The 26,821-nt window shown below is 34.8% G+C and carries 26 protein-coding genes; 12 read left to right on the forward strand and 14 right to left on the reverse strand.

Features of this window, described 5'->3' with window-relative positions:
* Nucleotides 1–22 precede the first annotated feature (22 nt).
* Both Q3Y49_RS17455 and epsC read left to right on the forward strand, forming a co-directional pair.
* On the forward strand, nucleotides 23–1,042 hold the full coding sequence (locus tag Q3Y49_RS17455; RefSeq protein WP_303269919.1) for a pirin family protein: 1,020 nt from the start codon (nucleotides 23–25) through the stop codon (nucleotides 1,040–1,042).
* Nucleotides 1,042–1,854: a serine O-acetyltransferase EpsC gene (gene epsC / locus Q3Y49_RS17460; RefSeq protein WP_303269920.1), complete on the forward strand. Its 813-nt coding sequence runs from the start codon at nucleotides 1,042–1,044 to the stop codon at nucleotides 1,852–1,854. Before Q3Y49_RS17455 ends, epsC begins: the two co-directional genes overlap by 1 nt.
* A 43-nt stretch (nucleotides 1,855–1,897) precedes the next feature.
* Here epsC and Q3Y49_RS17465 read toward each other — a convergent pair whose 3' ends face one another.
* Nucleotides 1,898–2,893, reverse strand: a complete 996-nt coding sequence (locus Q3Y49_RS17465; RefSeq protein WP_303269921.1) for a DUF3137 domain-containing protein — start codon at nucleotides 2,891–2,893, stop codon at nucleotides 1,898–1,900.
* A gap of 10 nt (nucleotides 2,894–2,903) precedes the next feature.
* Nucleotides 2,904–3,461, reverse strand: coding sequence for a LemA family protein (locus tag Q3Y49_RS17470; RefSeq protein ID WP_303269922.1), 558 nt, complete (start codon nucleotides 3,459–3,461; stop codon nucleotides 2,904–2,906).
* Between the two features lie 180 nt (nucleotides 3,462–3,641).
* Between Q3Y49_RS17470 and cysM the strand changes: the two genes are divergently transcribed.
* Nucleotides 3,642–4,523, forward strand: coding sequence for a cysteine synthase CysM (cysM, locus tag Q3Y49_RS17475; protein WP_303269923.1), 882 nt, complete (start codon nucleotides 3,642–3,644; stop codon nucleotides 4,521–4,523).
* Here the strand turns inward: cysM and truA are convergent.
* Genes truA through Q3Y49_RS17495 form a run of 4 tightly spaced genes read right to left on the reverse strand, consistent with a single transcriptional unit; the run spans nucleotide 4,513 to nucleotide 7,069 of the window.
* Nucleotides 4,513–5,298 (reverse strand): tRNA pseudouridine(38-40) synthase TruA, encoded by a 786-nt coding sequence (gene truA, locus Q3Y49_RS17480; RefSeq protein ID WP_303269924.1) that lies wholly within the window; start codon nucleotides 5,296–5,298, stop codon nucleotides 4,513–4,515. The genes cysM and truA overlap by 11 nt on opposite strands.
* A 6-nt stretch (nucleotides 5,299–5,304) precedes the next feature.
* Complete coding sequence (locus tag Q3Y49_RS17485) at nucleotides 5,305–5,775, reverse strand: hypothetical protein (RefSeq protein WP_303269925.1); 471 nt, start codon at nucleotides 5,773–5,775, stop codon at nucleotides 5,305–5,307.
* An 8-nt stretch (nucleotides 5,776–5,783) separates the two neighbouring features.
* A complete protein-coding gene (locus Q3Y49_RS17490; protein ID WP_303269926.1) occupies nucleotides 5,784–6,200 on the reverse strand; it encodes a DUF2141 domain-containing protein in 417 nt (138 codons plus the stop codon).
* A 2-nt stretch (nucleotides 6,201–6,202) separates the two neighbouring features.
* Complete coding sequence (locus tag Q3Y49_RS17495) at nucleotides 6,203–7,069, reverse strand: hypothetical protein (protein WP_303269927.1); 867 nt, start codon at nucleotides 7,067–7,069, stop codon at nucleotides 6,203–6,205.
* 243 nt (nucleotides 7,070–7,312) lie between these two features.
* Between Q3Y49_RS17495 and Q3Y49_RS17500 the strand changes: the two genes are divergently transcribed.
* Complete coding sequence (locus tag Q3Y49_RS17500; protein WP_303269928.1) at nucleotides 7,313–9,037, forward strand: alanine/glycine:cation symporter family protein; 1,725 nt, start codon at nucleotides 7,313–7,315, stop codon at nucleotides 9,035–9,037.
* Between the two features lie 99 nt (nucleotides 9,038–9,136).
* Here the strand turns inward: Q3Y49_RS17500 and Q3Y49_RS17505 are convergent, their stop codons facing one another.
* Nucleotides 9,137–9,502: a hypothetical protein gene (locus Q3Y49_RS17505; RefSeq protein ID WP_303269929.1), complete on the reverse strand. Its 366-nt coding sequence runs from the start codon at nucleotides 9,500–9,502 to the stop codon at nucleotides 9,137–9,139.
* Between the two features lie 171 nt (nucleotides 9,503–9,673).
* The gene (locus Q3Y49_RS17510) at nucleotides 9,674–10,534 is read right to left on the reverse strand and encodes a fructosamine kinase family protein (protein ID WP_303269930.1); all 861 of its coding nucleotides are present in this window, start codon (nucleotides 10,532–10,534) and stop codon (nucleotides 9,674–9,676) included.
* Between the two features lie 356 nt (nucleotides 10,535–10,890).
* Here Q3Y49_RS17510 and Q3Y49_RS17515 point away from each other — a divergent pair, with 356 nt between their 5' ends.
* The 6 genes from Q3Y49_RS17515 (at nucleotide 10,891) to Q3Y49_RS17540 (ending at nucleotide 19,091) form a co-directional block, all read left to right on the forward strand.
* On the forward strand, nucleotides 10,891–11,394 hold the full coding sequence (locus tag Q3Y49_RS17515) for a dihydrofolate reductase (RefSeq protein ID WP_303269931.1): 504 nt from the start codon (nucleotides 10,891–10,893) through the stop codon (nucleotides 11,392–11,394).
* A 105-nt stretch (nucleotides 11,395–11,499) separates the two neighbouring features.
* A complete protein-coding gene (locus Q3Y49_RS17520; protein ID WP_303269932.1) occupies nucleotides 11,500–14,070 on the forward strand; it encodes a PAS domain-containing sensor histidine kinase in 2,571 nt (856 codons plus the stop codon).
* The gene (locus Q3Y49_RS17525) at nucleotides 14,067–15,227 is read left to right on the forward strand and encodes a PAS domain-containing protein (protein WP_303269933.1); all 1,161 of its coding nucleotides are present in this window, start codon (nucleotides 14,067–14,069) and stop codon (nucleotides 15,225–15,227) included. Before Q3Y49_RS17520 ends, Q3Y49_RS17525 begins: the two co-directional genes overlap by 4 nt.
* Nucleotides 15,228–15,289: 62 nt before the next feature.
* Nucleotides 15,290–15,619: a sensor histidine kinase gene (locus Q3Y49_RS17530; protein WP_303272121.1), complete on the forward strand. Its 330-nt coding sequence runs from the start codon at nucleotides 15,290–15,292 to the stop codon at nucleotides 15,617–15,619.
* Between the two features lie 112 nt (nucleotides 15,620–15,731).
* On the forward strand, nucleotides 15,732–16,748 hold the full coding sequence (locus tag Q3Y49_RS17535) for a response regulator (protein WP_303269934.1): 1,017 nt from the start codon (nucleotides 15,732–15,734) through the stop codon (nucleotides 16,746–16,748).
* Nucleotides 16,749–16,805: 57 nt separating this feature from the next.
* Nucleotides 16,806–19,091 carry a DUF5916 domain-containing protein gene (locus Q3Y49_RS17540; RefSeq protein ID WP_303269935.1) on the forward strand — a complete coding sequence of 762 codons (2,286 nt, stop codon included), beginning with the start codon at nucleotides 16,806–16,808 and terminating at the stop codon, nucleotides 19,089–19,091.
* 85 nt (nucleotides 19,092–19,176) lie between these two features.
* On the opposite strand, the gene Q3Y49_RS17545 is transcribed toward Q3Y49_RS17540, so the two are convergent.
* Nucleotides 19,177–19,716, reverse strand: coding sequence for a DsrE family protein (locus Q3Y49_RS17545; protein ID WP_303269936.1), 540 nt, complete (start codon nucleotides 19,714–19,716; stop codon nucleotides 19,177–19,179).
* A 173-nt stretch (nucleotides 19,717–19,889) separates the two neighbouring features.
* On the opposite strand from Q3Y49_RS17545, the gene Q3Y49_RS17550 reads away from it, so the two are divergent.
* Complete coding sequence (locus tag Q3Y49_RS17550; RefSeq protein WP_303269937.1) at nucleotides 19,890–20,642, forward strand: methyltransferase family protein; 753 nt, start codon at nucleotides 19,890–19,892, stop codon at nucleotides 20,640–20,642.
* A gap of 53 nt (nucleotides 20,643–20,695) precedes the next feature.
* On the opposite strand, the gene Q3Y49_RS17555 is transcribed toward Q3Y49_RS17550, so the two are convergent.
* Together Q3Y49_RS17555 and Q3Y49_RS17560 are read right to left on the reverse strand one after the other, a co-directional pair.
* Nucleotides 20,696–21,361, reverse strand: coding sequence for a hypothetical protein (locus tag Q3Y49_RS17555; protein ID WP_303269938.1), 666 nt, complete (start codon nucleotides 21,359–21,361; stop codon nucleotides 20,696–20,698).
* Nucleotides 21,362–21,363: 2 nt separating this feature from the next.
* A complete protein-coding gene (locus tag Q3Y49_RS17560; protein WP_303269939.1) occupies nucleotides 21,364–21,987 on the reverse strand; it encodes an SGNH/GDSL hydrolase family protein in 624 nt (207 codons plus the stop codon).
* Between the two features lie 414 nt (nucleotides 21,988–22,401).
* Here Q3Y49_RS17560 and Q3Y49_RS17565 point away from each other — a divergent pair, with 414 nt between their 5' ends.
* Nucleotides 22,402–23,967 (forward strand): OmpA family protein, encoded by a 1,566-nt coding sequence (locus Q3Y49_RS17565; protein WP_303269940.1) that lies wholly within the window; start codon nucleotides 22,402–22,404, stop codon nucleotides 23,965–23,967.
* On the opposite strand, the gene Q3Y49_RS17570 is transcribed toward Q3Y49_RS17565, so the two are convergent.
* From Q3Y49_RS17570 to ispG, 3 genes are read right to left on the reverse strand one after another with little or no spacing between them, the layout of a single operon-like run.
* Entirely contained in the window at nucleotides 23,955–24,311 is a 357-nt protein-coding gene (locus Q3Y49_RS17570; protein ID WP_303269941.1) for an MmcQ/YjbR family DNA-binding protein, read from the reverse strand. The genes Q3Y49_RS17565 and Q3Y49_RS17570 overlap by 13 nt on opposite strands.
* Nucleotides 24,312–24,353: 42 nt before the next feature.
* Nucleotides 24,354–24,587, reverse strand: coding sequence for a DUF6728 family protein (locus tag Q3Y49_RS17575; protein ID WP_303269942.1), 234 nt, complete (start codon nucleotides 24,585–24,587; stop codon nucleotides 24,354–24,356).
* A gap of 33 nt (nucleotides 24,588–24,620) precedes the next feature.
* Nucleotides 24,621–26,576, reverse strand: a complete 1,956-nt coding sequence (gene ispG / locus Q3Y49_RS17580; RefSeq protein ID WP_303269943.1) for a (E)-4-hydroxy-3-methylbut-2-enyl-diphosphate synthase — start codon at nucleotides 26,574–26,576, stop codon at nucleotides 24,621–24,623.
* Nucleotides 26,577–26,821: the final 245 nt, after the last annotated feature.

Consider the following 26,821-nt stretch of genomic DNA (forward strand, 5'->3'; position numbering starts at 1 on the left):
AGCTGATAATCGTTGTACCTACATGGATAATTCAGGAATCAAAAAAATAGAAAAATTAAGCTTCCCATGGCAAACACAAGACCCCTTTTTATTTTGTGTCCATCATGAAGATTTTTTTCCTAAAGGGAATAAAGATTTAGGACCTGCAGCCTCATTGGATGGCAGAATGATTGGTCAAGATTTCACTATCAAAGATGGATGGAGAATGTATCATGGTAGTAAAGTGCCGGGCTTTCCTGCACATCCTCATTGTGGCTTTGAAACGGTTACGGCTGTTAGAAAAGGTTTGGTAGACCACTCCGACTCTTTAGGTGCTGCTGGTAGATTTGGTGATGGTGATGTCCAATGGATGACGGCTGGGAAAGGAGTTCAGCATTCTGAAATGTTTCCTTTACTAAAAGAAAATGAGGAAAACCCGCTGGAACTTTTCCAGATATGGCTGAATCTACCTCGAGACCATAAAAAGGTAGACCCTCATTTTGCCATGCTATGGAAGGATACGATTCCTGTTTTTAAACATACTGATAAAAATGACCGGAAAACTGAGGTTGAAGTTATGGCAGGCAATATAGGAGGTAAAACAGCCCCAAAGCCAGCACCAAATTCTTGGGCTGCAAAGTCTGAAAATGAAGTGGCTATTTGGCATATAAAAATGGAGGCTGGTGCAGAATTTACTTTACCAACTTCCGAAAATAACATAAATAGGAATCTGTATTTTTTTACAGGGAAAAATTTAGCACTAAACGGGACCGATTTACCCCATTACCATGGAGCATATTTAGATGCAAGAGCTGATATAACCATAAAAAATGGTGAAGAAGAAGCCAGATTATTACTACTTCAAGGTAAACCTATTAACGAACCTGTAGTACAACATGGTCCTTTTGTTTTAAACTATCCTGCAGAGGTTAGAGAAACCATCATGGAGTTTCAAAAAACTGAATTCGGTGGTTGGCCATGGCCTACTTATGAAAATGTTCATGATAAAAATAAAGGGAGATTTGCAATTCATGCAGATGGTAGAGAAGAAATTAAAGACTGATGGAAGAAGGCTTTTTAGATAATTTATATCAAGAACATCAAACTGCATTGGGCTGTCCTTCTCCTAGCAGCATAATTGCCTTTTATGAATCATTAGTGGGTTTCCTTTTCCCAGATTATGGAAACGAAAAAATCACGACTAGAAATGAACTGAAAAACAGATTTGGGGATTTAAGAAAAGATTGGCATCTACTTTTACAGAAAAGATGTAAAAGCCTTCAAAAAAAGTATCCGGGGGATGAGGATGTTCTTTTCAAGGACTTAACAAAAATTAAATCAACTTTAGAGAATGACATTACTGCTATTTATGAAGGGGATCCGGCAGCCCAGAGTCGCTTAGAAGTGATTAAAACATACCCAGGTTTTAAAGCTATTGCTGCTTATAGAATTGCAAATAGTATTTATAATTCAGGTTATCAATTGATTGCACGAATGATTAGTGAACATGCACACAGCAGAACCGGGGTTGATATTCACCCTGCAGCAAAAATCGGATCCCATTTTTGCATAGACCATGGTACAGGAATCGTGATTGGAGAAACAACAGATATTGGTGATCATGTCAAAATTTATCAAGGAGTAACGCTTGGAGCAACAAGTGTGAAAAAGGAAAATGCAAGCCAAAAAAGACATCCAACAATTGGTAATAATGTGGTGATTTATGCAAATGCTACAATTCTTGGAGGCAAAACACATATAGGAGATCATTGTGTGATTGGTGGTAATAGTTGGATAACCAGAAGTCTGGAGTCAAATTCAAGACTTTACTATGATTCAGAAAACAAACACTTATTGAAAAGCAATCTAGAGTAGAAGGGCAAATTAAAGCTTCATTTCTAGTTTACAAATTCACTTACTACTTCATTTTAGAACCAGCCCAAATTCTGTTATTTAGATTTAGATCCTCAACAATTCCAGTGACTAATTTCAGCATGTCAAAATATTCGAAAATTACATCTTTATTAACATTTGTTCTAAAAATTCTAGGTTCAAATAAATTCTTTGACTCATAAATTGCAACAAAAATACTATTATCCACAAAGGAAATGTAGATCGGCAAGCTTCTCTTCTTACCAAACTCAGTCAGTCTCTGCATCAGCGATGTAGATAATATATACCTCGCCTCTACTTGGTCCTCTCCATATACTGCAAAATACTTTTCAAATTCTGGATCTTCTAATTTCACTAGTGGTGGCCTGCCAACGTTTAAACTCTGCAATTTCTTACCAATAAAGCCCAGTGATCTTTCTAGATAATCTGGTAAAATAAACGTCTTTGTCTTAAAATCCTTATTAAAATCAGCTTCAAAAAAAATACCATCAAAGATAGTGTGCCATTGAGTTTTGCGGTTCTTTCCTGAGCCGCTTGTAGATTTATATTCCGATTTTATTTCAGAGAAGCAAATGGGAGTTTGACCTATTGTACCTTGAACTAAATCTTCTGCTTTATACCTATCAGGTCTTCGCTTAAAAAGCTCGCTTCGTAAGTATTGAGATTTTGAAAATCCACTAGTAGGACTGTATGACAATCCATTATCAATAAAATGGATCATTTTTCTGATGACGTTATTTTTATATACCAGTGCGAATTTTCTCCTAAACGACTGAAAAAAGAAAATGTACGGAACTATTAAAAGAATTCCACAGAACACGTATGCGATAAAAAAATTTTGATCTTCGTTGTGAAAATATATGTACTCAACGGAGACAACAATAATTCCGTAAATAATATATCCTATTAATAAAGCAGTTAGGAACTTCCTTTTATACTTCTTTCGTTGGTCTTCTTGCTTCTCAATTTCAGGGATAAGCTTTTTTTCATAGAATTGATCAAAAGTTAATTTGCTTTGCATTCACCTAAAATTAAGCCTTGAATAAATCTTTTGCACTTATATTATTTCTCTCGTTATTTGGTATTTCAAACCAGTCTTTCTTTTTGTAGTTCATCATAGAAGCTAACATATTGGTCGGAATCATTTGTATTGCATTATTATAATCCGTCACCGTGCTATTGTAAGCTCGTCTAGCTGCTGAAATTTGTTCTTCAGATTCTGTCCATGCTCCCTGCAACTGTAAAAAATTAGAATTGCTCTTTAGATCCGGATAATTTTCAACGGCTACCATTATACCGCCCATTTTTCCTGATATTCTATTTTCAACATCAATTTTTTCGCTATCACTTAAATTACCAGAAACAGCTTTGGTTCTCAATTCTGTAATTTCAGATAGTAAATCCTTTTCATGCTTCATAAAGGCTTTCACAGTATTGACCAAATTAGGTATTAAATCATACCTTTTCTTTAACATGGCATCAATAGTAGAAAAACTATTTTCCACTTGGTTCTTCTTGTTCACCAAGCTGTTATACATCAATATAATAATCAATAAGAGGACTCCAGCAACTATTCCAATCGCTAACATATTTTAAATAGATTAAGTAGATAAATAATTTTAAAGCACAATCTATATATATAAAGTAATAATTCCAATATTTAATGTTACTAAAATAATAAACAATTCCTTACAGTAAGTTAAACAGTTCAGCTATGATTACGTTTGAAATATCATTATTTAACATATCAGTTCAACAATTATAAAGAAATGTTTGTAGAAGATTTAGTGGGCAATACCCCAATTGTAGAATTAAAAAATATTCCAACCAATAAAAATGTTAAGATCTATTGTAAACTAGAGGGGCAAAACCCTGGTGGTAGTGTAAAAGATCGGGCTGCTTTGGGAATGATTAGTGCTGCCCTTGAGAGGGGAGAAATAAAAGCCGGAGATAAGTTAGTAGAAGCTACAAGTGGCAATACTGGAATTGCATTAGCAATGATAGCCAAAGTGAAGGGCTTGCATATGACCTTGATCATGCCCGAAAACTCTACAGCAGAAAGAATTCAAACAATGGAAGCCTATGGAGCTAAAGTAATTCTAACAAGTGCAAAAGGTACCATTGAATATTCACGAACAGTAGCCGAGGAAATGGCTGCTAGTGGTGAATATTTTATGCTTAATCAATTCGGAAATGCAGATAATTATTTACAGCATTATAAAACCACTGGGCCCGAAATTTGGAAAGATACAGCGGGAAAAATTACACATTTTGTTTCTGCGATGGGAACCACAGGTACAATTATGGGTGTATCAAGATATTTGAAGGAACAAAATCCTGAAATACAGATTGTAGGAACACAGCCGACAGACGGCTCAAGAATTCCAGGAATCAGAAGATGGTCTCCCGAATTTTTACCTAAGATATTTGAGGCTAATCGAGTGGATAGAACTATAGACGTTAGCGAAACCAACGCGACCAATATGACACAAAGAATGGCTAAAGAAGAAGGTATTTTGGCGGGAATGAGCAGTGGTGGAGCATTGTCTGCAGCATTGGAAATTGCCAATGAAATTGAATCTGGCATTATTGTTTGCATAACGTGTGATCGTGGTGATCGTTACTTGAGCTCTGGTCTATTTAAGATCTAAAGCTTACAGCCTTCACTCTCAAACCAGAAGCAGCAGCACTTAATTTTTGAAAAGTTGGTAAATTTCCTTCTAGCGCATTTGAAATATCTTGCAAGGAAATTTCCTTTCTACCCAGTCGTATTAATGCTCCCATCATTAAGCGAATTTGGTAACGCATAAAGCCTTTCCCTCTTATCTTAAAAACAAAACTTTCGTTTGGAAAGAAGCTTGCAGATAACTCTGAATTTTTCTCTATACTACACTCTTCAATTTTCCTGATAGTGTTTTTCTTTTCCGCATCTCCTGTGATAAAAAACTGGAAATCGTTTTCCCCCTCAAATAGTTTTGCTCCTCTGCTCATCATTTCAACATCTAAAGGCTCTCGAATACAATTCATAAAAGGCGATGCAAACGGATATTTTTCCTCCACAGAAGCAAAATAATAATGATAGATTTTTTCTCTCACATCCTGAATGATATTAAATTCTTTATCAACAGTTTGTATATCTACTACCTGAATATCAGCTGGAAGATTATCATCTAATGTGTGCTGAAACCTGTTAACGTCCAATTCTTCATTGGTGAATAATTCAAAATAAGCAGACTCCGCTGAAACCATTGCGTCCGTCCGCCCTGCGCCCAATATTTTAAATTTCTCACCAGCAAAAAGAAAATTTAAAGTTTTTTCTAAAGTACCCTGTAATGTTTTCAATCCTGGTTGGAACTGCCATCCATGATATCGAAAACCCAGATATTGAATCTCAATTAGATAAAAAAACTCGAAACGAACAGCCATTCGACACTATTTACAAACTTCTGAGGTTAGCTCGGTGTGGCCTCTTTCAGCCTTGCAAGTCCATGCCGTTTTAATATCCATTACTTGCCAGATGCTTCCTCCTAACTTTAACTCGATTCTATAATATTCATCGTCAATCGAATCATCTTGAAGATTTTGTTTTTCAATCATTACTACGGTATGAGTAATCAATTCATTGCCAGACATGCTTTTAGCTAAAACTTTAACTTGAGGGCTGATCATTTGTTGACCAGCTACCCTTATAGCAATTGTAATCGGACTATAAGCCCAACTTAAACGCATGGTGGTTGCTTTTTCAATAGCACTGTTTATTTCCTCAATTTCAATATCTTCACCTTTTTCAAAAACTTGTTGTTCCAATTCCCAAAGTGGATCACTATTTTTTCCTTTTTCACCATCTTGACCACACGCAAACAGGAAGCAAGAAACAATTATAATTAAAAAATTTAGTCTCATAGATTGAATTAATAAAATATCTTCAATTTTAGGAATTTCTTTTCACCTTCCAAAAGGAATTTTGCTTCCTTATATTTTGGAGCACTAAATGTATTGACAGCGTCATTGCTTGCACCATAACCTTCTGTGGGCGCTCCTACAAAATTCGTGTCCATTTTTTCATTTCCATTTTCATCATGTAAGAATACAACTGCATATTCACCAGCAGAAAGTCCGTCAATCAAGATTGTGTGCTTTTTTTGGGTGACCTTAACTTTCTTATTCACAATCGCATTCTGTTCATTTGAGGGGAAGTCCTCAGAATTATCAAATACAGATACTAGCACATGACCCTTCATATTTCTAAATTCCCCAATCTCAAGCTCAAGAGTAGAAGTCTTGGGTTGCATAAATAAAGTAAACAGAATTAATAGGTATTGATACATTATCATCTTGGTTTTATTGTAAGTAACATCTTGTCCATGTCAATGTTTACTTTACCGAAACGTTCCAATACTTCAAAACTAATGACCATGGATCGTGAGATTTCATCAGAAATAACGGTTTTCAAATTAGTTAATTGCTCTTCTCCCAGAGCTAAAGAATTTAAGTTAAAAACATGTGGCGGTTCAAAAGCTTTTTTATCATCAATGAATTTGTAGTAATTTCCTTCCTTCCATTCTTTATAACCAAGCGTTTTGGTCTGAATTAAAGTTCTAGCTATATCTTTAGATACAACGACTTCATTTGATGTTTTTTCAAGTCCTACGAATATTTTTAGCACATCATTAACCATAACGGGAATTTCCACCGAACCTGAATCACTCAACTGAATCGGAATTGATATTTCCTCACGTTTGAAGGCTTGATCCATAAACACCTCATCCATATCAGTGGGCTCTTCGGCTCTCTCAGGATAAATCATTTTAAACTCATCTATCGACCAGTCCGACCAGTACAGAATGAATTTTTTGTTCCCAAAAACAACTTTAATATCTTCCAAGTTGGGCTTGGTTGGTTTGCCGGCATTCCACCGCCCTTCGTACATCTCTTCCGATTTGGCAATCATTCCCTTCAAATCACCATAAATCCAATTTTCCAATCCGCCTTCTAAATACACCAACTTATAAACATCATTGTCTTTAGCTAATGCAATGGAATAAGACCTACTGTCCCCTGACAAGGAATAAACGCCTTCGATAGCTTCTTTACCCACATTTTCCCACTTTTTCTTAAGGCTGTCCAATTCAAATTGCGCTAGGGAAAGAAAGGGAAGACAGACTATTGTCAGTATTATTATAAATATTTGCTTCATGGTTCTATAAGGATAATTTCAAGATCTGTTCAAAGATAGACCCAAATCCGCTAAATAAGAAAATATGTAAATGTAAATGTCTTTTCTTGAGCATATAACTGTTGAACCCGTCCAAAATCCTTTAGCCTTATCATTTCTCAATGCCAATCATAAAAACTGTCGATTGAAATCGATTATGTTATGTAATTTTTCTTAGTTTTGTCACCATTCACAAAAAAATTGACTTATTGAACACTAAGCTCTATGCAAGAAGTAAATAATTTCCTCATTTTTATTGACAGTTTTATAGGGAGTGCCACTTGGTTTCCATACGCTTTATTGGGAACTGGTTTATTCTTTACAATTTATTTAAAATTCCCACAAATACGATTTTTTAAACATGCTGTTAAAATTGTTAGCGGAAAGTTTGATAAAAAAGATTTACCTGGTGATACCTCCCACTTTCAAGCCTTAGCAACAGCACTTTCAGGAACAGTAGGTACAGGAAACATTGCAGGAGTTGCGTTTGCTATCCACTTAGGAGGGCCAGCAGCCTTATTCTGGATGTTAGTTACTGCTGCAATAGGGATGTGTACAAAATTTGTCGAAGTGTCTTTATCACATAAATACAGGACTAAACTTGACGATGGTACTATGGCTGGAGGCCCAATGTACTATATGAAAAATGCTAACTTCACTTTTAATGGTAAAAAAGTGAATTTGAAATGGCTAGCAGCCATATTTGCATTTGCTACAGTACTTTCTTCATTTGGTACTGGAAGTTTACCTCAAATCAATAGTATTTCAAGTACTTTATTAGCCACTTTTGGAATTGATCAGGTGGTAACGGGCGCAGTTTTAGCTGTGCTTTTAGCTTTAGTAATTATTGGTGGAATCAAGAGAATTGCAGCAGTTACATCAAAACTGGTTCCGGCAATGGCCATCATATACTTCATAGGGGCTTTCGCTGTTATCCTTTTCAATTACGAGAACATTATTCCTTCATTGATTGCTATTTTTGGTGATGTATTTACTGGCTCAGCAGCAACTGGCGGTTTCATAGGAGCTAATATCGCTTATGCATTTAACAGAGGGGTAAACAGAGGTTTATTTTCCAATGAAGCGGGTCAAGGGTCTGCACCTATCGCTCACGCTTCAGCTAAAGCAAACGAACCGCTTTCCGAAGGTATGGTTGCCATCTTAGAACCTTTCATTGATACCATTATCATTTGTACAGTTACGGGTTTGGTTCTGCTATCTTCAGGAGCTTGGAATGAAAAACATAGCAATAAATTTGAGTATTCTGAAATCGAGATTTTAGATAAGCAATACGTAGAATCCAATGAGGAGCATAAAAACAAAATATACCTCCATATCAATGATGAAGAAAAACTTCCTACTTATTCTGGTGAATTAAAAGTTGTTGACGGAAAAATTCAAAATGATGATTTCACATTTATCCACAGTAGAAGTTTTGCTGATAACATTATGGTCTATAAAGATGAAGGTCTATTGACTGATGAAGTATTTACTGGATCTGTTAATATTACAAATGGTAAAGTTTCGGATGATAGACCAATCAAATTCATAGGAGAATCATTGGTTCATAGTGCACCATTAACTGCATTAGCATTCAAAAGAGGTTTCTTTGGTGATTGGGGACAATATATTGTATCAATAGGATTGCTACTATTTGCTTTTAGTACTGCTATTAGCTGGTCATATTACGGTGACAGAGCCATGACATACTTATTTGGGCCAAAGTCTGTAATTTATTATAGAATTGTTTACGTAGTCGCATTCTTCTTTGCTGCTTTCCAGGACACTACAATTATCTGGACATTGTCGGCCATAACGATAGCCTTAATGACTTTACCAAACTTGTTGGGCATTTTATGGCTAAGGAAAGATATGAAGAAAACGATTGGTGAGTATGGTGATTTCTTTGAAGAGAATTTTCCTGGAGAAGATCATCCGAAGTTTAAATAATTATACTTGCACTGAAGGAAAAAATAAAGGCTGTCCTAGTTCAAGGCAGCCTTTTTTATAGATATTCCATAAAATTCGAATTTAAAGTTGGGTTCTATTTTAGAATACTTTGTAGAAGCTTTTTCCTCCAGAAGACATAATGAAATCTGCCTTGGTCAATAATCTTGTTAAAAAAGCATTACTTTCATCTTCCAATTGATGGCTTCCTTGATAAACAATTTCATCATCTTGGCCTAAGACAATAATGATTTCACTGTTTTCACATTCTAGAACTCCCTCTTTTCGCATTTCAGATTCGAATAAATCATAGTCATCTTCTAACTCCAACAAATTGATCATCTCTTCATCCGAATAAAACGGATTCGCATGCGGTTCAATTGAACTCGCAATGGAATTTACATTGATTGCTAATCCCATTACTAATGTTAGTGCAATCATTTTGGCGGTGGTCTTAATAGTTTTCATTTTTTTAGATTTTTTGTTAAAATATTATTTTGTTATTGTTTCTATAGCTAAGACGCTGCCAAATTTCGAATAGTTGCAGATAGGCGTTTAAATCAAAATAAAGGGGTTTTTAAATCTCAGGACTCGGAGAAGTGTTCATTAATGAACATATAAAATTCCAACTACGGACACTTATCTTACATATTGATAAAGATTATTCATAACTGAACCGAGGTATCCAGTTCCAAATATATTCAAATGCACTAGTAGTGGGTAAATATTGTAGAGAGGAATCCTTTCAGCAAATCCTGCTTCTAAAGGAAAATGCTGATTGTAGGCTTCATAAAACTTTGAATCAAAGCCGCCAAAGAGATAGGTGAAAGCAAGATCGCTTTCTCTATAATTATAATGAATTGATGGATCTATTAGGTACGGAATGCCGACTTCATCAATCATAAAATTTCCACTCCACAAATCGCCATGCACTAATGAAGGTTTTGTATCAGGAAGGATTTCAGGAAGCTTCTGAAATAAAACGTCAAAGAGATTTAATTGCTTAGAAGAAAAATATGTATTCTGATGAGCTAATTGAATTTGAGGCCTTAACCTTTGATTAATGAAAAACGATGGAAAGTTATCAGTCTGTTCATTAGATTGAGGTAGACTACCGATAAAATTATTTTGATGCCAACCATAATAAGGGACAGGTACTGAATGCATTTCAGCTAATTGTTCACCGAAAGCCTCCCATGCTCTAGAAGTTTTTATTCCTTCTTTTATAAATGGTAATACCAAAAGCTCGTAACTCTCAACTTTTTGAAAAGCTATCACTTTTGGCGTGGAAATACAATTCAATTTTGAAATTGCTTTCAGTCCGTCCACTTCTTTCTCAATTATTCCTTCGACCTCCTGATTAAATTTCAGAAAAAACTCCTCCTTTCCAGCATAGTAGCGAAAAGCATTATTAATACTCCCGCCAGGAACGGATGAGAATCCGCTAATCTTATGATTGTGTAGCGAATAGACAAATTGCTTAATTACTTCGGGAATCATAGATGGAGGTCATTTATTAGCTAATCAACTAATTTTCGAGGAAACCACCAAAACAGATTTATTCTTAAAAACACTTATTGAAGCTTTTCATTAGTTATTTGTGCTTTAATTACTAGCCGACCGACTTGCTATGATATAATGCTTTTAACCCTCTCTAGCTCTACTAAGTATATCTTTCTGCACTGAAGTAGCAAAATGCGAAAAATTATATCGTTAAATCATATTTGTTTTAGTATAACATTATGATATTTGTTTAAGTTTTTCAATTGAAGATTGGAGCTTTGAAAGCTAAAATACTTAGAAGGATTGACTCTATTGGTACTCCAAACCATTAAAAAAATAAAAATTACATCAAAATGAAAATATCGATGATTGTGGCAAAAGCTAATGATAATGCCATCGGAAAGAATAATGATATGATTTGGCATCTACCGGATGACTTGAAATATTTTAAGGATAAAACACGTAATCACCACATTTTAATGGGAAGAAAGAATTTTGATTCCTTAGGTGAACAATATCAGCCGCTACCGAAAAGAGTGAACATAGTAATTACACGAAATAAAGACTGGCAACATGATGGAGTAAAAGTATTTCATGATATTGAAGACGGAATTGCTTTTGCAAAGAAAAACAATGAAGAAGAATTATTTATAATAGGAGGTGGACAGATATATGAGGCCTGTTTGCCGATGGCCGATTGCCTGTATATAACTGAAGTCAAGGCTGAATTCCCTGATGCTGAAGCCTATTTTCCAGAATTTGATAAATCATTATGGAAAGAGGTTAACCGTAAACATCATCCTAAAGATGAAAAACATCAATTTGAATTTGATTATGTAACCTACCACCGAAATTAAATTTAGCCTCCCTAACTCTGAAATACCATTGATTAAAACAGTAGTTTTTATTATATTGAGAAATTGTTACTATATATGCAATTAGTTCAGTTTTAACATTTCAAAATGCGCCAGCAACTCCCCTCAGGCATACTAGACTTAATGGAATTGTCCGATGATTTGGTTTTTGTACTAAATGAGGATTTTGATTTTATTAAGGTAAATAGATTTAGCCAGACCCACCTTGGCTATCCACCTAAGTTACTCGAGGGGACAAATCTCTTTGATTTTATACCATCAAAAAAGAATAAGAAATTTCGTGAAAATCTACTTAATAGAACCCCAATTCATGATTTTCCCTGTCCTTTCATTCATAAAAATCAAGACCAAATTCCGTTTTCTTGGTCAATTAAATTCAATGCAGATACGGGTTTCTATATCGGTACTGGAAAATACCAAGAACCAGAAAATGTATTGAATGGAGAACGAAAAAAGATTATTCAATCTTCACGATACCTCATCAATGGCACACAAAATCTAATTTGGAGTGTAGACAAGAATTACTTGTTGTTAGCAGCAAATGAGGCGATGGTAGCAAGCTTCAAAAAACAATTAGACTTTACTTTGCATGTAGGACAAAATATGCTTGAAATCCCAATCGTAAACGATGCCTATCTTAATAAATGGAAAGCATTATATGATCAAGGACTTAGCGGTCAAACGATTTCAGTTGAAATTGGTCCAACTGAGAACAAAGATGTAGATCCTGGTTGGATTAGTGCTAATATCGCACCAATATATGAAAATTCTGAACTTGTTGGCTTGGTTTGCCATAGTACTGACATTACAGAGAAGAAAAATATTGAACTACAATTGCAAAAGCAAAATGAACTTGTACAAAATATTTTGCAGCACATCCCCATGGGAGTTGCTGTTAATGATATTAGTACGGGCAAGCAAGTTTTAATTAATCAGGAATTTAGTAAAGCTTACGGTTGGCCAGATAGTGAACTTACCGATGTATCATCATTTTTCGAAAAAGTGTATCCTGATCCGAAATATCGAAAAGAAATTCAAGGATTGATCAATGCTGGAATTGAAACTGGGGATATGGGAAAAATGCGTTGGAATGAGATAAAAATTACTACTAAAGAAGGTGAAACAAAGTATGTAGATGCCAAAAATATTCCGCTACCCAGTCAAGATTTAATGATTTCCACGGTAATGGATGTCACTCAAAAAGTCCGTAATAAAAAAGGAATTGCAAATGCCCTAAAGGAAATGCATAATATACTGGAAAGCATTTCTGATGCATTTTATGCTTTAGATCGAAGTTTTAATTTCACTTATGTGAACGAAAGCGCGCTAAAAACGATGCGGAAATCACAAAACGACCTCATCGGTAAAAATTTATTTGAAGAATTTCCGCAAATTGGTAAAACTGTATTTAAGGATTATTTGGATCATGTAAAGAAAACCACAGAGCCGGTGCAATTTGAATTCTATTTCGAATATTTTGATTTGTGGTTCGATGAAAGTATCTACCCTAGCCAAGATGGTTACTCTATTTATTACAAGGACATCACTAAAAGAAAGCTTATAACACAGGCATTGGAGGAGGCTTATGAAAATGAAAGTGAAATATTAGAAAGCATTTCAGATGCTTTTGTAGCCGTAGATCGAGAATTCAACTTTACTTACTTTAATAAAAAAGCGGAGAAGCTTTTACGTGTTTCCAAAGAAGATGCTTTGGGAAAAAACCAATGGGATTTATTTGATTATGCCAAAGGTAGCGTTGCAGAACAAGAATACAACAAATCCATACAAAACAAGGAAACACGAACTTTCGATTACTATGATGAGCCTTTAAACATTTGGCTGAACGTCAGAAGTTTCCCTTCAAAAAATGGGCTCTCTATCTATTTCAGAGATATAACACAAGAGAAAAACCAGCAAGAGGAATTAAAAAATTTAAACCTAGAATTGAAGGATTACACTCAAAAGCTAGAGAATAGTAATAAGGAACTAGAGCAATTTGCTTATATCGCCTCCCATGATTTACAAGAACCACTTAGAATGGTGTCTAGTTTCATGACCCAATTGAAAATTAAATATGAAGATCAATTGGACGATAAAGCCCAAACTTACATCAATTTTGCGGTTGATGGTGCAAAACGCATGCGCCAAATAATAGTAGATCTATTGGAATATTCCAGAGCGGGTACTCAACAAGAAAAGCTAGAGAAATTAGATTTGAATAATGAAATAGCGGAGGTTTTAAGCCTTCTTCATTCAAGCGTTAGCAAGAAAAATATTGACTTAGAAATTGAGGAACTACCAGAGGTGTACTACTCCAGGACTGCCATTAAGCAGCTATTCCACAATTTAATTGGTAATGCCATCAAATATTCTAAATTAGACAGTCAGCCAAAAATTGAAATAAAATGTAAGGAATGTAAACTTCATTATGAATTTGAAATAAAAGATAATGGAATAGGGATTGACCCAAAAAATAATGAAAAAATATTTCAAATATTCCAAAGGCTTCACTCAAAATCCGAATACCCTGGAACAGGTTTAGGGTTGGCTATTTGCAAGAAGTTAGTGGAAAAATATGGAGGCAAGCTATGGGTCGAATCGCTATTAGGAATTGGAAGTAGTTTTTCCTTTACTGTACCCAAGAACTTTAAAACATGAATACAGCAAAAATCCCTTTAATCGTTCTTGCAATCTCCTTCAATAGCAATAAGGCATTGAAGTCATATCTTCAGAAAATAAATTTGAAGTCAGGCTATGCTTACATAATTATCCAAGAGCAGGAAAAAACTACAGGAGCGTTAATAAATGAACTTTCAGAGATAAGTGATCATATACCGATAAGAACTATCAAAGAGGGAATGAGCTTGGAGAGAGGCAAAGTTTACATAAATTCGGAAAAAACCATTTATACTATTTCCTCTAACAGGTTTTCTTCTAAAAATAATTTTCGGGATTCAAATCTAACAGAAATGATTTCTTATTTCATTAATTCACTAGCTGACGAAAACAAGGAAGGACTAGCAATTATCTTCTTTACTGACCAAGGACAAGTGGGCCAAGCTCTAGAAACGGTTACGGAACCTGTAAAGCAGCTTTTTTTCGAAAATCAAAATTACCGCCTACTTTCCATTGCTGAGCAAACTAAAAATTCAATTATCACAACTGATATTGAAGGGAAAATCACATATGTCAATGACTCATTTTTGAGATTGACCGGTTATGATGCAGATTTTGTTTTGGGCAAAAAACCAGGACATTTTTTACAGGGAGAGGAAACAGATTCAGCTACTGTAAAAATAATGAGTGATGCTTTGGCGAATGGTAAAGGTTTTGAAGTTGATATTGTAAATTACACCAAGGCAGGGGAAAAATACTGGACCAATATCAATTGTGAACCTCTCTTGGATGCAAATAATAAAATCAATGGATTCTTCTCCTTCCAATATGTGATTAGTCAGCAAAAAGAATATGAAGAAAAAATAGAATCTTTAAATGAAATACTACAGTCTAGAAACAAGAAGTTAACAGAACTCAATAAATCATTAGAAGAATTTGCTTACGTAGCTTCTCATGATTTAAAAGAACCCGCCCGAAATATTAAAAGTCTCTTAGAACTGATATTAAAAAAATCTAACGGTCAGCTGAATCATAACACTGAGAAATATATAAATATGGCCATTAAGTCTGGTGATAAAATGTATCAGCTCATCAATTCTCTATTGGAGTTTTCAAGGTCAGGCATCCTCAATGAAAATCTGCAAACAATAAAAGTGAAAGATGTAATGGGAGAAGTGAAGTTTTCTCTTGGTCCCTAATCGAAGAAAACAATGTTGAAATCATAGTTAAAGACCGAATTAAACAGTTTCAAGCCTACCCAATTTTATTTACTAGATTGCTGCAAAACCTTGTTCAAAATTCCATAAAATATCGTGCTAGTGAAAGACCAAAAATCATCATAATGGCAAGGGAAAGTAGATTTTCTTATCTTTTTAGTGTTGAAGACAACGGTATAGGTATTTCTGAAAAAAATTTCCAACGGATATTTAAGGTGTTTCAAAAGGTAGACGATAAAGATTCACAGAGCCATGGGATTGGATTAGCGGTATGTAAAAAAATTGTTGAAACTCATTTTGGAGAGATAGATATAGAAAGTCAAGTGGGTCAGGGTACCATTTTTCATTTTAGTATTAGCAAACAACTGTTATAGGGTAAGTTTCAAGCGATGATTGATTTTTATCAGCGTAGAAAAAGTCCGAGCTTGCATCATAATCAAAAGATGTCTTTCTGGAGTAAGACATAAAAATAATAGCTTTTACCCAATGAGTTTCAATAGTACCATCAGCCTTAAAATTTTATTAGTAGAAGATAATCTTGGAGACCAATTTCTTGTAAGACAATATTTAATGGAGGAATTTCCAAAATTAAGCTTAGATATTGCTGCAAATTTCAGGGATTCAAAAACTTTGCTATCTAAATCAACCCAACCATACAAAGTAATTTTACTGGATTTAAGCCTTCCTGATGTTGACGTGGAGACATTACTAAAGGAAACAACTCGACTAGCACCAAGAACTCCTATCATCATCTTAACTGGTCAGGAGGACGTAAGAACTGCTATCCAAGCATTAACTTTAGGTTGTGCAGATTACCTTTTAAAAGACGAAATCACTAGCAAAGCATTAAGGAAAAGCATTACATATGCCTTTGAAAGAAAGCATATTGACAGACAGTTAGAGAGCTCAGTAAAAAAATATCAGCAACTTTTCCAATTAAATCCGCAGCCGACTTGGGTGATAAATAACAAGACAGGAAACTTTTTAGAAGTCAATAATGCCGCAATTAACAACTACGGATACAGCAAAGAAGAATTTCTGCACATGCTAATAAATGATATTGATAAGGATTTTTTTACACTAGATCTAAAGAAATATCTTACCGAAAGAAAAACCCTAAAAAATACTCCTCTTCATAACCATCAATTAAAAAATGGCAAAACCATCCAGGTAAAGCTCTATGTCAACCCTATTAATTATCAGGGCATTGAAGCAACGCTGTTAATGTCCATTGACTTAACTGAAACGGAATCATATATCCGAAAAATAGAGGAGCAAAATCAGCAACTTATGGATATTGCTTGGGAACAATCCCATTTGGTTCGCGCTCCTCTAACCAGAATGATGGGAATCATCAATCGATTAGAAGAAAAACATATGGATCATATTATGGAAGCGGATAAAGAGTGTGCATTATTACTGAAAAATGCACTAAGCTCAGCGCATGAAATTGATGATGTGATTAGAAGTATTGTGAAAAGATCTAGTTCCAGTAATAAATAAATCCACTTATAAAATTTTGCTAACTATCCTTCATTAGTTTTAGTAGTATTGCAAGTAATGAAAACGTATATTCTATTAATCATATTAGGCTTTCTATTATTGGGATACCAGCAAAATATCACAGCCCAAAACCAAGCACAGGAAACCCAATATAACCTTCAAAAAACCAAAGAAAATATTGTACTTGATGGGGAGCTGAATGAAACAGTTTGGCAAATCTCTGAAGTTGCCACAAATTTCCAAATGAATATTCCATATGACGACCGTCCAGCCGCTATGGAATCGGAGGTAAGAATGACCTATGATGAAAAAAATTTCTACTTTGCCATAATATGTTTCGATGGCCAAGATGGCTACGTAGTGCAATCATTACGCAGAGATTGGGACTGGCCCCTAAATGAAAATTTCTCAATCTACTTAGATCCTTATAACGATTTCACCAATGGCTTTTCATTTGGCATTACACCCTATGGCGTGCAAAGAGAGGGCACAATAGATGAAGGAACAAATGTCAATGAGGATTGGGACAACAAATGGTATTCTCAGGTCAAAAGATACGATGATAAATGGGTGGCCGAAATAGCTATACCTTTTAAGTCCATTAGGTACAGCAATGAAAATAAGGTTTGGAATATGCAATTTTTCAGGAACCACTTGAAGAGGAACGAAAGAAGCACGTGGATAGCGGTGCCACAGCAATACACACCCTCTGCGCTTACTTTCTCAGGCCAAATAAAATGGCCGGAAAATCCGCCTCCTGCTGGCACAAATATTTCTTTCATTCCTTATGCGCTCGGTAATTACGATAAAAATTTTGTTGATCCTCAACAAGAAAAAGGATTGAATGCGAATGCAGGCTTTGATGCAAAAATAGGACTATCTCCCTCCTTAAATTTAGATTTAACTGTAAATCCTGATTTTTCTCAGGTAGAGGTTGATCGTCAAGTCATCAACCTAAGTCGATTTGAAGTGCAGTTTCCTGAACGAAGGCAGTTCTTTCTTGAAAATGCAGATTTATTTAGCAAATTTGGTTTCCCTCAGTCTAGGGCATTTTTCTCAAGAAGAATTGGTATTACTACTGATACCTTAGGTCGTTCTGAACAAGTGCCTATTATTGGAGGCGCACGGATGAGCGGTAAACTGAATGAGAAATTAAGGATAGGGGTATTGAATATGTTGACAGATAGAAGAGAAGATTTACAACTTCCTTATCAAAATTACAGTGTTTTAGCACTTCAGCAGAATATCTTTAAAAGATCTAATGTGGCATTTGTATTTGCAAATAAAGAAAATCTGGGAGTGGAAAAAGGAAAGGATATCAGCGAATATAATCCACAAGTAGCTAGAAGAGAAATCCAAGGAACAGATACTGTAACTAACTACAAACTTTACAATAGAGTCTTAGGTGCAGAATTCAACCTGTTTACAGAAGACACGCGCTGGGCCGGAGACTTTTACTATCAACGCTCTTTTGATGATTGGAATCAAAATGGAACTTATAATCATGGAGCATTCATCCGTTATCAGCGTAGAAACTATTCCTTGAGATGGGTCCATACTGCGATAGGAGATGGTTTTAATGCTGAAATGGGATTTGTTCCAAGAGTTGGTTATAATCAAGGCTCCTTCAGTCCTTCCTATATATTCTATCCGGAAAATGAAAAAATCATCAATCACAGCATCAGTTTCGATCTATCTTATACCTCAAATTCTGATTTTAGCAGAATAACTGATCGATCATTTAGCCTATCTCATAATTTCAATTTCACCAATACTTCTTCTGCCTCTATAAATTTAAGTAGGAATTATGAGTATATGTTTTTCGATTTCAGTCCAATAGCTCCATTTAACGATAGCTTATTACTACGGGGGACCGATTATGAATGGAATGTCATTCAAGCTAATTATATATCTGACAGAAGGCCACTTTTCAATTATGATGTGAGTACTAGTTACGGTGGCTTCTATAATGGAATGAGGTTTAATCTCAACGGAAATATTGGTTACCGTTTCCAGCCCTACGGATCTTTTTCAATTCGCTATGATTTCAATTCTATACAATTAGCAGAGGGATTTGGCAGTGCCAATTTTTATCTTTTAGGCCCAAGGTTAGACCTGACCATGACCGATGCTATATTCTTCACTGGCTTTGCACAGTATAATAATCGGTTTGATAATGTTAATTACAACCTACGATTTCAATGGAGGTTCGCTCCTGCTTCTGATATTTTTCTTGTCTATACTGAAAACTTTGCACCAAATGGGCCAGTCGATTTCATACCAGGCGATAACACCAAAAATAGAGCCCTTGTGTTGAAGTTGACTTATTGGTTAAATCTATAATATGCTGACTAAATCATGAGGTAAGCGAAATCACTTTGAACTGTGTTATGCTATGATGAAAATTATACGATTCAAAAGTCTTGGGTTAAAATTTTATTAAAACATAACCATCTGCTACGTTCTTAGTAATGGTGGTAAGGGCAGATGTGGCCACTTGAGTATTTTCCCAAATCTCGTCCCTACCTAATTCTCGTGCTATTAAGGATTGTCCACAAATGATTACCTCTGCTCCTGCATTACTTAAAGCTTCCCAAATAGGAATATTAGGATTCTTTGGAATTCTGTACTTTTCAAAATAATTACCATTCGACAATAAATCGAAAACTGCAGGACCATGCACAATAATTTTCACTTGTAAATCCTCCGCAGAGACTCCTTCAATACCGTGGAGATTCATTAGTCGTGCAATATTATTCACCCAAAAAGAATGCTTCTCAGGCGTTTCATTACCAGAAACTACTTCAACTATAACTTTGACTTTTTCACCCTCCTGCAGCTCTTCTACCACATCCTGAATTTTATAGATTCCTCCATAACCTTCTACAATAGGGAACTGAGCCTCTTGTGCAAATGCAGTTGAACTAATAAGTATAGACACAAACAGTATATTAAAATAAAATTTCATCTTTTTACATTTTAAATTTCCACAACTAAATACCTCTAAAAATGAATTTAAACTTTGTCATTTACAAATTAAGCATGAGATTTTATTCGAACTACATATTTTATAAGGATTAGCTTAATATATTGGTTATATAATGGTTAATTTGCAACTTTTTAAATTGAACATCAAAATTAATGGCATTACAGGAAGAATTTGAACAACAAGGTGTGTGGCTTTTCAAATACAGGGGGACTTTACCCGTATTAATTTTATTGATAGGCATGGGTATTTATGCTTACGCTGCTTTACATCCGGAGCTTTTCCTCATACAAGATCCGGAAATCAAAAATTACTTTCTCTTGTTTTGTGTCGCTATAAGTTTATTTGGACAATACATCCGAGCATATACAGTAGGTCACACTCCAAAAAACACTTCTGGTAGAAATACAGGAAAGCAGCTAGCAGATACGCTTAATACAACCGGAATCTATTCAACTGTTCGGCATCCTCTTTATGTTGGGAATTTTTTCATGTGGCTTGGGCCAGCCTTATTAACCGAAAATACATGGTTTATTGTCGCTTTTGTTTTATTCTACTGGGTATATTATGAAAGAATAATGTTTGCTGAGGAACAATTTCTTAGAAGAAAATTTGGTGATGTATATACAAGCTGGGCCGAAAAAACACCAGCATTTATTCCATCATTTAAGAATTTTGTTAAACCTAAATTATCTTTCAGTTGGAAAAAAGTTCTCAAAAAAGAGAAAAATGGATTTGCCGCCATCTTCATCATTTTTTGTGCTTTTGACGTGATAGCAGAATTTTTAAAAGGAACTCGAGATTTTAATATTTACTTAATAGTTGCAGCTGCAATATCAATTGTTTTGTACTTAATACTCAAAGCTTTGAAGAAGTCTTCACTATTAAAGCTCAAAGAAGATAGATAAAATAAATAATTCATCGAACAGAAACTTAGCCTTGTTAAATTAACGAGGCATTTTTATTTCTGAGATTCTGGCTTTTGTTCTGCAACATCCTCGATGGGAGCTTCCTCATTTCTATTTTTACCACCAAATAAACTCTTAAAAAATCCTTTCTTTTCATTTGAGGTAGAATCGGAAACTTGCTCTGTCTCTTTTCTTTCTGCTCTAGCCTTTGTTGAATCTCTTTGAGCAGCTTGTTCTTTCAAGACATCATTTCCAACTAATAACATATAGTTTACAAAATCTACATTATATTTAAACCTTTTAGTATTATCCCATGCATCCGCTCCTTGAGCCATCTGCGCAGAATCTAATTCTGGTGTAAATGGCGACTTCACATTAATATCCCCTCCTTCTGCCATCTCTGGTACACCATTTTCCCTAACATTCAATATAGAATCTACTTCTTCGCTATACACATCTTTTTGCTTCACCTTCAACAAAGACTGTTCCCTCCAATAACCATATTTCTTCTCAGAGATCCCGTAAATATTCGTCTTATAATTACTTGTTGAAGCAGACGCAGTCAAAACTAAGGAGTCCCCTTCAAATAAGGAGAATCTCTTTTTTTGTTGCTCTTCATCCAATATATAACTACTTTGAAAGGCAGCACAGACCATTTTATCTTTGCATGCCGTAAAGAAAAGTAAAATAACGATATATATATGGAGATGCTTTAACATTCTTATTTCAGTAACTGATAAACGCCAGGTGCAATATATTCACTCCATCCAACATACATTTTTTCAGAAGGATGAAGTTTATCCTTTGCAATCAGGTCCTCATCCCAAATAGCATTTAAAGAAATAGGCGTAATATCAAAAAACTTAACGCCATACCTATCTGAGATATTTCTTGCTATACTGTTGTATTCATACAACTCTTTGGCTATTAAAGCCTCATTCTTATTATTTTCTTTTGCAAAAGTTGTGACTCCATAATCTGGGATACTTACAACAAATACTCTACTCACCTTTTTACCAGCCAAGGAAATAGCTCTTTGTAATAGCAATTCGAATTCCTCCTTATATTGTTCAATGCCATAACCTCTGTACTGATTATTAACACCTATTAAAAGACTTACCAAATCATACTTGGCAGTATCTAGTCCGTTATCCTCATTTATTGCATTCAGTAATTCATCTGTCGTCCAACCCGTTTTTGCAACTATTTTTTCTAATTCAATATTGATGCCTTCTTTCTTAAGTGTACTGGTCAGAACATTTGGCCAAGTTTGGTCAATATCAACAGCTTCACCAATTGTATAGGAATCACCTAAAGCCAAATATGAAATTTTATCTTGAGCCATTAAATTAATATTTAATAAAAGGAAATATAAAAATAAAATGCCTTTGAAATTGTTCATTGAAATTTATAAATAAAATGCAATTTAAAATATATTAATTAGAATAAAAAAAATAGGTAAGAATGACTAGCAAATTCAACAAATATAATTATAATTCATTGCAATAAAACAGGCTATTGCAATGAAATAGTATGAAAATGGAGCTTCAAGAAAGTTCATTCAAAACCCAAAGGGAAAATATTTTGAATGTTACTCCTATATCAAAAATGTACAACAGTCTATGATACAAAAAATATTATTCATAAATTCATATAAAATAAAGGGGCATTAGTCGAAAAAACTTATAGATAACCGTATATTTTCGCTTTTTTTAACATTAAAATTAAATTTTATTTGAATTTAACTAAGATTTAAATATTGAGACTTCTTATAATCATTTTATATATTTCACTTCCATTATTTTCAATTGCGCAAGATGAAATCACCATTGAAGGTATACCAGGAAATGTAAATAGCCAATATCAAGACGTGCGACCTATTATATCCGATGATGGCAAAAAGCTTTACATAAACAGACGGTTTCATCCAGAGAATATCAGAGGTGATAAAGATTTCCAAGACGTTTGGGTTAGTACTTACGATTCTAGAGGTATTTGGACCAAGCCTAAAAACTTGGGAAAAGATTACAATGATAAAAAAGCTAATGACTTGGTTAGGGCTAGTAAAAATGATGATTCACTCATATTTGTAAATTCAAGATATAGAGGAGTAAACTCAGAACTAGCACTATTCACTAAGGGCAGTACCGAACCTAAGGAATTTCCTATAGATGGATATTATAATAACAGTTCTTATGTTGATTTTGATTATAACTTCAAGCATAATGTAATTTTAATGGCTGTAGAGAGGAAAGATTCTGAAGGTGACCAAGACTTTTATTACAGCGTATATCAAGAAGGTTCGAAAAGATTTAGCACACCTATGACTATGGGTAATGTTATCAATAGTGATAAAGCAGATTTTGCCCCCTTTCTAACTAATGACGGGAATACCTTGTTTTTTGCAAGTTATGGCCACAATGGGAATGGCGCTGCAGATCTATTTATGTCCCACAGAACGGGTAATGGCTGGGATGAATGGACTGAGCCCGAGAATTTAGGAAACGTTATTAACACTAAATTTGAAGAAACTTTTGTATCTATTGACCCGAATTTCGAGTACTTATACTATGATTCTTATCCTTCGGGGGCTCAAAATCGAAATATATGGCGAGCGACATTGTCAAACGATATTAAAGATAAAATTATTCAGGCCAGGGATCGTAACAAACAACAAGAGATTATAGTCCAGCAAGAGCCAATTATTGTTGCGAGTGAACAGTCTCTGGATGTAATTACGGAAAATAATGAAGCTGTGGAAGTGCAAACGACTAACGAGGAAGATATTCAAGCAGAAGAGGTAGTAGCCAAAGCCAATGAACCTGAAGTTGTTGAGAATGCTCAACCACTTGTTGCAACTATAGATCAGGAAATGGATTACGAAAAAGAGCAAGAAAGGAATAACAGAGGATTTTTATCTAGTTTAGGTAGTAAACTGGGTTTTGGGGAAGAAGAAAACATTGAGTTGATTGAAGCTGGTTCCAAGGGCATGAAAATCAATAAAAATATTTACTACAAATTTGACTCAGACAGACTTCAGGCAAAATTCAGCGGAGTTTTAGATCTAATAGCTCAAGAACTAGAAAAAAATCCTCAACTCAAATTACTTATTGAAGGACATACGGATGCTATAGGAGGTGAAGACATTAATATTGATCTGTCCTGTAAGCGAGCAAATGGAGTCAAAGATGCCTTATTATCGAAAGGGATTAGTAAATATCGCATTGAAATAAGCTGCGAGGGAAAAGAAAGACCCATTGCAACAAATGATGATGAATTTGAAGGGAGAGAACTTAATAGAAGAGTAGAATTTTATTTATTCTGATTAACTTCTTCACGATATTTTTTTGGGAGCTTAGCCACCACAAGTTCATAGCTATGATTCACCCAATGAAATATTTCCTTATCTGACAGGCTGCCGTCAAATTCAATAGTGTTCCAATGCTTCTTATTCATATGGAATCCTGCTGTTACGGCATCGTATTTTTCACGTAATTTGATTGCTTTCACCGGGTCACATTTTAGATTTACGCTTTCAAACAAATCAACGTCAACCAAGGCAAACATTTTACCCATAACTTTAAATACCAAAGTATTTTCATCGAAGGGTAGTTCTTCAGTAACTCCATATTTCTGAATACAGAAATCTCTAAATTCTTCAATATTCATACCTATTGCACTAGCACGAAAACAAATAAAAGATAAGCAAATTTAGGACCTCATAATTGCTCTTGTCACCATAACAATTACTGCTATAAGGAATAATAAGATGGAAATTTTGTTGATTCCATGCATCATTTTCAAATTGAAATTGCTAGGTGCATTTGGATCCTTTTTACCGAACAGTCTTCCAAAGTAAGAAACAACATCACCTAACTGAAAATAGGTTTTCCAATTTGATGATGACTGTCTATTTAAATTTTCTAAATCTCTTTGCTCTTTCATATAACAGTTATAAAATTCTAGTACTTAACCAACTTAAACAGCTTCTGGTTCGAGCCAATTCCCATCTTTTCTAATAATCTCTATGAGTTCGTCCACTGCCTTTTCTGATGGAACCCCTCTTTTCATTACTTCCTGCCCTTTATACAATGTGATTTTGCCTTTTCCTGAGCCTACATAGCCATAATCTGCATCAGCCATTTCGCCCGGACCATTTACAATACAGCCCATAATTCCGATTTTAACCCCTTTCAAATGATTAGTCCTATTTCTGATCATAGCAGTTGTTTCTTGTAGGTCAAAAAGTGTTCGTCCACAAGAAGGGCACGAGATATATTCCGTCTTAGAGATTCTCGTTCTGCTAGCCTGTAAAATATTGAATGCTGTCTCATTAATCGCTTTATCACCTCCACAGTTTTCAGCAGCAATGAAAACACCATCTCCAAAACCATCAATCAATAAACCACCCATATCAGTAGCAGCATATAACTGCAATTTTTCTAAGGATAAATTTTGATAAGCCCTACCAATCACTACCGGCACATTACAGTCCTTCTGCATCAACTGCATGAACAACCTGCGTTGCTCTGCCATCCCATGCTTATTGTATGTATCAATTAATAAAACAGCAGAATTATCATTTTTAAGTTTATTGATAAATTCACCACTTAAATCTGATAATATAGCATAAATGAAATTCAATTTTGGATGTTGCTCAACGCCCTTCAAATAATCTTTAGGGTTAATAAAAGGATATCTTCTCTCTTTAGTTTTTTCTTTCAACCATGTTTTATAGGAATGAACAATTCCTAAAGTGCCAGGGATTTCAAAATCAACAGTTTTATCATTGGTGAAAATATAATCACATGCAAAATCAGAGATCGACCATTTGTCTAAAGGAACAGAATAATTATAACCTACACCAAAAAACGAAGCTGGGGTAATATCCTTTTTCAGAGAAAAATCTGCCATCACAATGGGCACTTCCTTCCCTCCTATATTAGTGACTTGTCTACTGCTTCTCTTCTCATATTCATAAGGATTAAAAAGGCAATTATCAATCAAAGGGATTTCCTCATGATCTGATCTATCATTGTATCGCTCAGCCAAAACCTTTGCAACAGGAATCTCCTCTTCTGGTTCTTCGGTCAAAGATACTCTAATGGTATCTCCAAGTCCGTCCTCTAATAATGTTCCGATTCCAACGGAGCTCTTAATTCGGCCATCTTCTGCCTCTCCCGCTTCAGTAACTCCCAAATGCAACGGATATGGCTTTGAACCTTCTTCATCTAGCTTTTGTACCAATAATCGATAAGCTTGTACCATTACTTGAGGATTACTAGATTTCATGGAAACTACTATGTTATAGAATTCCATTTCTTCACAAATACGGATGAATTCCAAGGCTGATTCGACCATGCCAAATGGCGTATCACCATAGCGGCTCATAATTCTATCAGAAAGTGAACCATGATTTGTCCCTATTCTAATGGCAGTACCATGATCCTTACAGATTTTAACCAAGGGCTTAAACCTCTTCTTAATCCGGTCTAGTTCAGCTTGATAACTTTCGTCTGTATATTCAATATTCTCAAATTTCTTCTTATCTGCATAATTACCGGGATTCACACGTACTTTCTCTACAATCATTGCCGCTAATTCTGCAGCATTGGGAGTAAAATGAATATCAGCAACCAGAGGAGTACTATAGCCTCGTTCTTTCAAACCAGCCTTAATAGCTCTAAGATTTTCCGCTTCTTTAATTGATGGCGCAGTAATTCTAACCAATTGACAACCAGCGTCAATCATTCGAATGGATTGCTCAATTGACCCCTCTGTGTCCATGGTATCGACAGTTGTCATGGATTGAAGAACAATAGGATTATCCCCTCCTATAACAACATCTCCAACCTTTACAGGGATAGTTTTCCTACGCTTATAAGCGACTAGACTGTTGCAATACTGTTGAAAATTTTTAGTTGAGATTTCCATATTTTATTTTCTTCCACCAATTTAACTACAAAGTAAACAAATTGTTAGTATAACAACTATTGTTAATTGCTTTAATTGTACTGCTTTTATTGAACTAGATTTTCAAACCATTACATATCAAACCTTGAATATTGGAAATATTGACTTTCATCCTCTGAAAGAATGATATTATTTTAAAGCTACCATTTCAATCCATTTTGAAGTCATTTTTGTGAAAAGGTAAAGCACCAGTTTACAAATAAAAG

The organism is Marivirga harenae, from assembly GCF_030534335.1.
GTDB classification, from domain to species: domain Bacteria; phylum Bacteroidota; class Bacteroidia; order Cytophagales; family Cyclobacteriaceae; genus Marivirga; species Marivirga harenae.